This window comes from Cytobacillus praedii (assembly GCF_001439605.1).
Lineage (GTDB): Bacteria > Bacillota > Bacilli > Bacillales > Cytobacillaceae > Cytobacillus > Cytobacillus praedii.
The window spans coordinates 62,381-69,648 of the sequence record NZ_LMBX01000003.1 but is presented as its reverse complement, the minus strand read 5'-3'; the positions used below and the strand labels follow the sequence as shown (position 1 = coordinate 69,648).

Below are 7,268 nucleotides of genomic sequence, written 5' to 3'. Positions count from 1 at the left end.
CGCTTTTTACATTAATCACCATATTCAGGCACGTATATCTTTTTACGTGACCGCTTTTTACATTAATCACCATATTCGGCACGTATATCTTTTTACGTGATNNNNCATATTCAGGCACGTATATCTTTTTACGTGACCGCTTTTTACATTAATCACCATATTCAGGCACGTATATCTTTTTATATGCCTTCTTTTTTTAAAATACTCATTCTTGGACGCGGCAAAAAAATTAACGATCACAATATGTGACCGAAACCCTTTCATGCTCGATAAATAATCATAGCCGAGAAACAATAAATCTGTTCATCTTCATCCTCATGGACGGCTGCTACATTATATTTAATATCGAGCAGCTTTTTCTCTTCTATTTTCTGTAAAAAACGATTCATTTCTAACTCGAGATCTTTCTCATGTTCTTGATCAAATAATTTGACCTGAATCAAAGACCCCTCACCCTTTCTAGCGTTTTAGAATCATTATTAACTGAATACTCAATATTTAGACGTTTTAAAGTGAATAAATATAATCTCCTCCTTTAAATTTCCCATTTATCTCTATTTCGTATAAAGGTTTTAATTTTCGACATAACTTTACAACCCTATCTCGTATAGAAATGATATTCTTATATAAATACAATTAATTGAAATCATATATACTAATCAATCGATATTATCAATAAGATTGGAGGTGCAAAGATTGGACTTGCACCAATTATTTGTTTTTACAAAGGTTGTCGAACATAGGAATTTTTCAAAAGCAGCTGATGACGTTTTTTTAAGTCAATCGACTGTAAGTTCACATATTAAGGCATTAGAGAAAAGTTTAAACCTCAAGCTTTTTGACCGCGATGGAAGAGATACAATATTAACACCGCATGGGGAACGATTGTATCAATGGGCACAAAGAATTTTATTATTAAAAGATGAGGCATTGCTTGATCTAAAGAGGGAGATGATGGACTTTCGCGGGATTGTAAAAATTGCGACAAGCTCTGTTCCTGGCTCCTTTATCATTCCAAATATGATTAAAGATTTCAATCATGCTTATCCGAATATTTCTTTTCATATCTCAGAATCCTCATCAAAAAGGGTAGTAGAACATGTACTTAATCGAACGGTTGATATTGGAATTCTCGGAGAAAAATATGAAAATGATAAGCTTTTCTATCTTCCTTTTCAAAAAGAAAAATTAGTATTAATTACTTCAAATGAACTGGAATTTAACGGACCCGTTTGTTTAGAGGAAATTATTAAGCACCCTTTGATTATGAGAAGCTCAGATTCAGGTACAAGGTCACTAATAAATAAGTTTTTAGAGAAGAAACAGATTTCAAAGGAACAATTAAACATTGCCGTTCATACAGATTCGGGGAACAGCTTAATCCAATTTGTCATACAAAATGTAGGCATCTCCATTATTTCTGAAATGGCTGCACGAGAATTTGCAGCTGCCAATTTAATTCACATGTACGAAATTAAGGACTTTTATGATGAAAGGTTTTTCTATCTTGCTTACCATAAAAACAAAACATTATCATTAGCTGCAAAGTTATTTATTGAGAATGTAAAAGGATTAGAAATTGATGCTTATTAAGAAATAGAACAGACTGCCAAACGTAGCTGTCTGTTCTATTTCCTAGGAGAATCATACTTACTTTTCAGGTTTAACAGTTTCTCCAGACCAATTCAGCATGCCGCCAATCATATTTCTAACCTTGAATCCTTGGTCTTGCATGTAATGGCAAACATTCTCGCTGCGTCCGCCAGAACGGCAAATAAAAATGTATTCCTTGTCTTTATCAAAGTAATCCAGACTTTCTGGAATGGTCATCATACGGATATGCTTAGCACCAGGGATTATCCCTTGTGCTACCTCTTCATCCTCTCTTACATCAACAAGTTCCAGCTTTTCACCGGCAGCAATTTTTTCCTCTAATTCATCTGTTGTAATAATTTCGATTGATTCCATTGAAAAAATCCCTTCTTTAAATTATTTATCTCCCTATTGTAAAAAACATCCTCCGAAAACACAATCGGAGGATGCTGAATAGTTGTTCTTGCTTTTTTAATTTGCCACTATATTAACTAATTTTCCAGGAACTGCAATGACTTTACGGATGGTTTTCCCATCAATTTGCTCTTTCACTTTGTCATCATCCATAGCGATTTTTTCAAGGGCATCCTTTTGAGCGCCAGATGGAACTCGAAGCTTCGCCTTTACTTTACCGTTAATCTGAATAACAATTTCAACTTCATCATCAACTAGTTTCGCTTCATCGAACGCTGGCCATGCTTCATAAGCAATCGATCCGCTATGACCAAGCTTTTCCCAAAGCTCTTCCGCCACGTGAGGTGTAATTGGTGACAGCAATTTCACAAATCCTTCAATATACTGCTTTGGAAGAACAGTGGATTTATACGCTTCATTTATAAAGACCATTAATTGTGAAATGGCAGTATTGAAACGCAATCCTTCATAATCCTCTGTAACCTTTTTCACCGTCTGATGATAAATCTTCTCTAAATCGCCTGCTTCTTCAGCAGCTTGGATTTTCGGATTTAACTCCCCATTTTCTTCAATCAATAAACGCCATACACGGTCTAAGAATCTTCTTGAACCATCTAATCCATTTGTTGACCAGGCAATCGAAGCATCTAATGGTCCCATGAACATTTCATATAAGCGAAGTGTATCAGCACCATGGCTGTCAATAATATCATCAGGGTTTACAACATTCCCTTTTGACTTACTCATTTTTTCATTGCCTTCTCCAAGAATCATCCCTTGGTTGAATAGCTTTTGGAATGGTTCCTTCGTATGAACAACACCGATATCGTATAAAACCTTATGCCAGAAGCGGGCATATAGAAGGTGAAGCACCGCATGCTCTGCTCCGCCAATATAAATATCAACTGGAAGCCATTCTTTTAGTTTTTCTGCATCTGCAAGTGCTTCTGTGTTTTTCGGATCGATATAGCGTAAATAATACCAGCAGCTGCCTGCCCATTGCGGCATTGTATTTGTTTCTCTGCGGCCTTTCTTGCCTGTTTCAGGATCGACAATATTTACCCACTCTTCGATATTAGCTAGCGGAGATTCTCCTGTACCAGAAGGCTTGATTTCCGTTGTCTGTGGAAGAATTAATGGAAGTTGGTCTTCTGGAACAGCTGACATTGTGCCATCCTCCCAATGGATAATCGGAATCGGTTCACCCCAGTAACGCTGGCGGCTGAACAGCCAATCACGAAGGCGATACGTCACTTTCTTCGTTCCAATTTCCTTTTCTTCAAGCCACGCAATCATCTTTTCAATTGCATCTTCTTTGTTCATTCCATTCAAGAAGCCTGAGTTTACATGCTCGCCATCACCTGTGTATGCCTCTTTTTGAACATCTCCACCTGCAACTACCTCAATAATTGGAAGTTCAAATTGCTTTGCGAACTCATAATCACGCTCATCATGTCCTGGAACTGCCATGATCGCACCTGTTCCGTAGCTAGCTAATACATAATCAGCGATCCAAATTGGCATTTTTTCGCCATTAACTGGATTTACTGCATAGGCACCAGTGAATACACCTGTCTTTTCTTTTGCTAAATCTGTTCTTTCAAGATCACTTTTGCTTTGGATTTTTTCAATATAAGCATCCACAGCTTCTCTTTGGCCATCTGTTGTAATTGTATTAACTAAGGCATGCTCTGGAGCTAGCACCGCATATGTTGCACCAAATAGAGTATCTGGGCGAGTTGTAAATACAGTAAATGTTCCTTCATGTCCTTCAATTTGGAAAGTCACTTCTGCGCCTTCTGAGCGCCCAATCCAGTTGCGCTGCATATCCTTAAGGCTTTCCGGCCAATCCAATAAATCTAGGTCTTCAAGTAAACGGTCAGCATAAGCTGTAATTTTCAACATCCACTGTCTCATTGGTTTACGAACTACCGGATGTCCGCCGCGCTCACTTTTCCCATCAATTACTTCTTCATTGGCAAGCACGGTACCAAGTGCTGGGCACCAGTTAACTGCTACTTCATCAATATAAGCAAGCCCTTTTTCATAAAGCTTTAAGAAAATCCACTGCGTCCACTTGTAATACTCCGGATCAGTCGTATTTACTTCACGATCCCAATCATAAGAAAAACCTAAGGCTTTAATTTGACGGCGGAAAGTATTAATATTTTGCGCCGTAAATTCAGCTGGATCATTGCCCGTATCTAATGCATATTGCTCTGCTGGCAATCCAAATGCATCCCATCCCATTGGATGAAGAACGTTAAACCCCTGCATCCGCTTCATGCGGGAAAGAATATCTGTTGCTGTATATCCTTCCGGATGTCCTACGTGAAGGCCTGCACCAGATGGATATGGAAACATATCAAGTGCGTAAAATTTATTTTTCCCCTTATCTTCACTCGTCTTAAAGGTCTTATTTTCTTCCCAGACGCTTTGCCATTTCTTTTCAATCTTTTGATGATTGAAGCTCATTGTCTTTTCCTCCCTAAAATAAGTAATAAAAAAAACCTCTCATCCCAAAATAGGGACGAGAGGATTATGTATGAATCTCCCGCGGTACCACCCACATTAATGACAAAAGTCATTCGCTTCATTCATCCTTAACGCGGAAAACGGCAAGCATTACTACTACTTCACACTTGCTGCTCAAAGGCGAGTTCATGATGCTTCCTGCTGACTTGCACCTACCGTCAGCTCTCTAAAAAGGATTCGGCACCACTACTGCTCCTTATCGTGGCAGATAGTTAATATTTTATTGCTATTGTATAAAATTTCCCGCCAAGATGCAAGGGGGCTCATCCTGACGGGAAGTGTAATAGATAGTGTATGCATGGAAATGAGTAAATGTTCCTTTAATCATATAATAAAAAGAGGACAGAAAATAACTGTCCTCAAACACCTTACTGAACTGTATATCCCCCATCTATAACAATTGCCTGCCCTGTAATACCTCTTGCTGATTCCCCTGACAAGAATATGGCATAGTCAGCAATCTCTTCAACAGTTAACAGTCTTCTTTGTGGAACTAACGGAAATATGACTTCTTCAAGCGCCTTTTCAATTGGTATATTCCTTATTGCCGCAAGATCGCTAAGCTGATTACGAACAAGAGGTGTGTCAATATAGCCAGGGCACAAGGCGTTGATAGTAATACCTTGCTCAGCAGTTTCTAATGCGGCTACTTTTGTTAATCCAATCACCCCATGCTTCGCACTATTATAGGCAGCCTTTCCAGCAAATCCTATTAATCCATTGATCGATGCCATATTAATAATCCGTCCAAATTGCTGTTGCTTCATTATTGGTAAGACATGTTTCATTGCGATAAAAGGAGCCGTAAGCATAACTTTAATAAGGAATTCGAATTTTTCTGTTGGAAAATCCTCAATCAGCGATACATGCTGCAGCCCTGCGTTGTTTATAAGAACATCCAGCCTTCCAAAATGACGAACGGTTTCTTTTATACAACTTTCAATTTCCTTTTCCGAGGTAACATCACATTTTAACCCAATCGCTTCAAAGCCTTCATCCTGCAATTTTCCGGCAGCTAGTTTCACAGATTCTTCTTGGATATCTGTTAAGACGATTGCTGCACCATTCCCTGCAAACCTTTTTCCAATCTCATAACCGATGCCTTGTGCCGCTCCGGTTATAAAAACTACCTTTGACTGAACCATGAATATGCTCCTTTCGAAAAACGATGCTAGAAATAGAAACTCCTAGACTCAAATGCCAAGTCCAAAGGAGAATAGAATAATTGCAATCGCAACACCTACTAACGGTACAATGACCGTAACGGCACCAACTGCACCATAGGCATCCTGATGGCTTTCTCCACAAATGGAACGAACCGTTGTCACAACATATCCATTATGAGGCAGTGAATCCAATGCGCCGGACGAAATCGCAGCAACCCTATGAAGGGCTTCCGGATTTACCCCCATATCCATATAATGTGGTGCTAATAGCGGAAGTGCGATGACCTGTCCCCCAGAAGCAGATCCAGTCATTCCAGCAATTACACTCACGGCAATTGCCGCCCCAATTAGCGGACTTCCCGGGATGTTAGTCATAAAATCGACAGCTGTTTCAAACGCAGGTACTGCCTTAGCCACTCCGCCAAAACCTACAACTGCTGCTGTATTTCCAATTGCGATTAATGCGCCTAGCGTTCCCTCGGAAACAGCATTCCAGAAGTCTTTGAAATACCTGCGATTTAGTAGATAGGTAGCAATAACCCCGCCTAATAAAGCAATGATTAATGCTGATTGTTTAAGAGAATCATGGTAAATGAATGAAATAATAAGTACTACAATTAATGGGATTGCCCCCATAAGCGGGTTTGGCAAGTTTTTATCCACTGTCACAGGATCTTTTTCTCTTGCTATAAACGTTTCTCCTCTTTGAACTGCTTTAGTAATCATTCTCTTCAGCCACCAATAGCCAAAAATCATCATAAAGACCGCAACGATCAAACTAACTTCCCAGCCAGCATAGGGGGTTGTACCAAGATATTCAATTGGAATCCAGTTCTGAATTTCTGGAGACCCGGCAGAGGTCATCGTAAATGTGACCGATCCAAAGGCAAGGGCAGCAGGAATAAATCTTCTTGGCAGGTTTGCTTGCTTAAATAAGCTTAGTGCCATTGGATAAACTGAAAAGGCAACAACGAATAAGCTGACACCGCCATAGGTTAAAAATGCACAGGAAACGACAATGGCAAGAACTGCATACTTCATTCCAAGCTTATCAACAATCAGCTTGGATACACTATCTGCTGCTCCGCTATCCTCCATTACTTTTCCAAAAATAGCACCTAATAAGAACATTAAATACCATGAGGTAACAAAACCCGAGAACCCTGACATATAATTGCCAACCAGATTTGCCTCTCCCTCCCCAGCTAGCTGCGGAAATAACGGCATCCCGCTAAATACGGCAACAAATATGGCTGACAAAGGACCTACAACAAGAAGGTTCATTCCACGCATTGTTAAAAATATTAATATGGCCAACCCACCGATTAATCCGATCATGCTAAGCATTTTTGTTCCCCCTTTTTTTGTGAGTTTGATGCTTTCATTCACCGCATACTTTTTTTCTCTATTTCTTCATCCCCCCTTTTTGTAAACGATTACATTTTGAAAAACGTTCTTGCATGATTCAAATTGTTCCTCCTTCTGGTTTATTGCAAGTAGCATGCCAAAATTAAAAACAATATCGGGCAGGCAAATTCGAAAATTATGTGAACATATTTT

General features: G+C 39.3%; 6 protein-coding genes and 1 other annotated feature. Of the genes, 1 reads left to right on the top strand and 5 read right to left on the bottom strand.

The window, feature by feature from the left end; genetic code table 11:
* Positions 1–260: 260 nt before the first annotated feature.
* Complete coding sequence (locus tag ASU02_RS03995; RefSeq protein ID WP_053477376.1) at positions 261–443, bottom strand: sporulation protein Cse60; 183 nt, start codon at positions 441–443, stop codon at positions 261–263.
* 253 nt (positions 444–696) lie between these two features.
* On the opposite strand from ASU02_RS03995, the gene ASU02_RS03990 reads away from it, so the two are divergent.
* Complete coding sequence (locus ASU02_RS03990; protein WP_057761252.1) at positions 697–1,593, top strand: selenium metabolism-associated LysR family transcriptional regulator; 897 nt, start codon at positions 697–699, stop codon at positions 1,591–1,593.
* Positions 1,594–1,650: 57 nt separating this feature from the next.
* Here the strand turns inward: ASU02_RS03990 and ASU02_RS03985 are convergent, their stop codons facing one another.
* The 4 genes from ASU02_RS03985 to ASU02_RS03970 all read right to left on the bottom strand — a co-directional run bounded on the left by ASU02_RS03985 (position 1,651) and on the right by ASU02_RS03970 (position 7,055).
* The gene (locus ASU02_RS03985) at positions 1,651–1,968 is read right to left on the bottom strand and encodes a rhodanese-like domain-containing protein (protein ID WP_057761250.1); all 318 of its coding nucleotides are present in this window, start codon (positions 1,966–1,968) and stop codon (positions 1,651–1,653) included.
* Between the two features lie 96 nt (positions 1,969–2,064).
* Positions 2,065–4,482 carry a leucine--tRNA ligase gene (gene leuS / locus ASU02_RS03980; protein ID WP_057761248.1) on the bottom strand — a complete coding sequence of 806 codons (2,418 nt, stop codon included), beginning with the start codon at positions 4,480–4,482 and terminating at the stop codon, positions 2,065–2,067.
* Between the two features lie 48 nt (positions 4,483–4,530).
* Positions 4,531–4,754, bottom strand: a binding site (T-box leader).
* 156 nt (positions 4,755–4,910) lie between these two features.
* Complete coding sequence (locus ASU02_RS03975) at positions 4,911–5,687, bottom strand: 3-hydroxybutyrate dehydrogenase (protein WP_057761246.1); 777 nt, start codon at positions 5,685–5,687, stop codon at positions 4,911–4,913.
* Between the two features lie 48 nt (positions 5,688–5,735).
* A complete protein-coding gene (locus tag ASU02_RS03970; RefSeq protein ID WP_057761243.1) occupies positions 5,736–7,055 on the bottom strand; it encodes a GntP family permease in 1,320 nt (439 codons plus the stop codon).
* Positions 7,056–7,268: the final 213 nt, after the last annotated feature.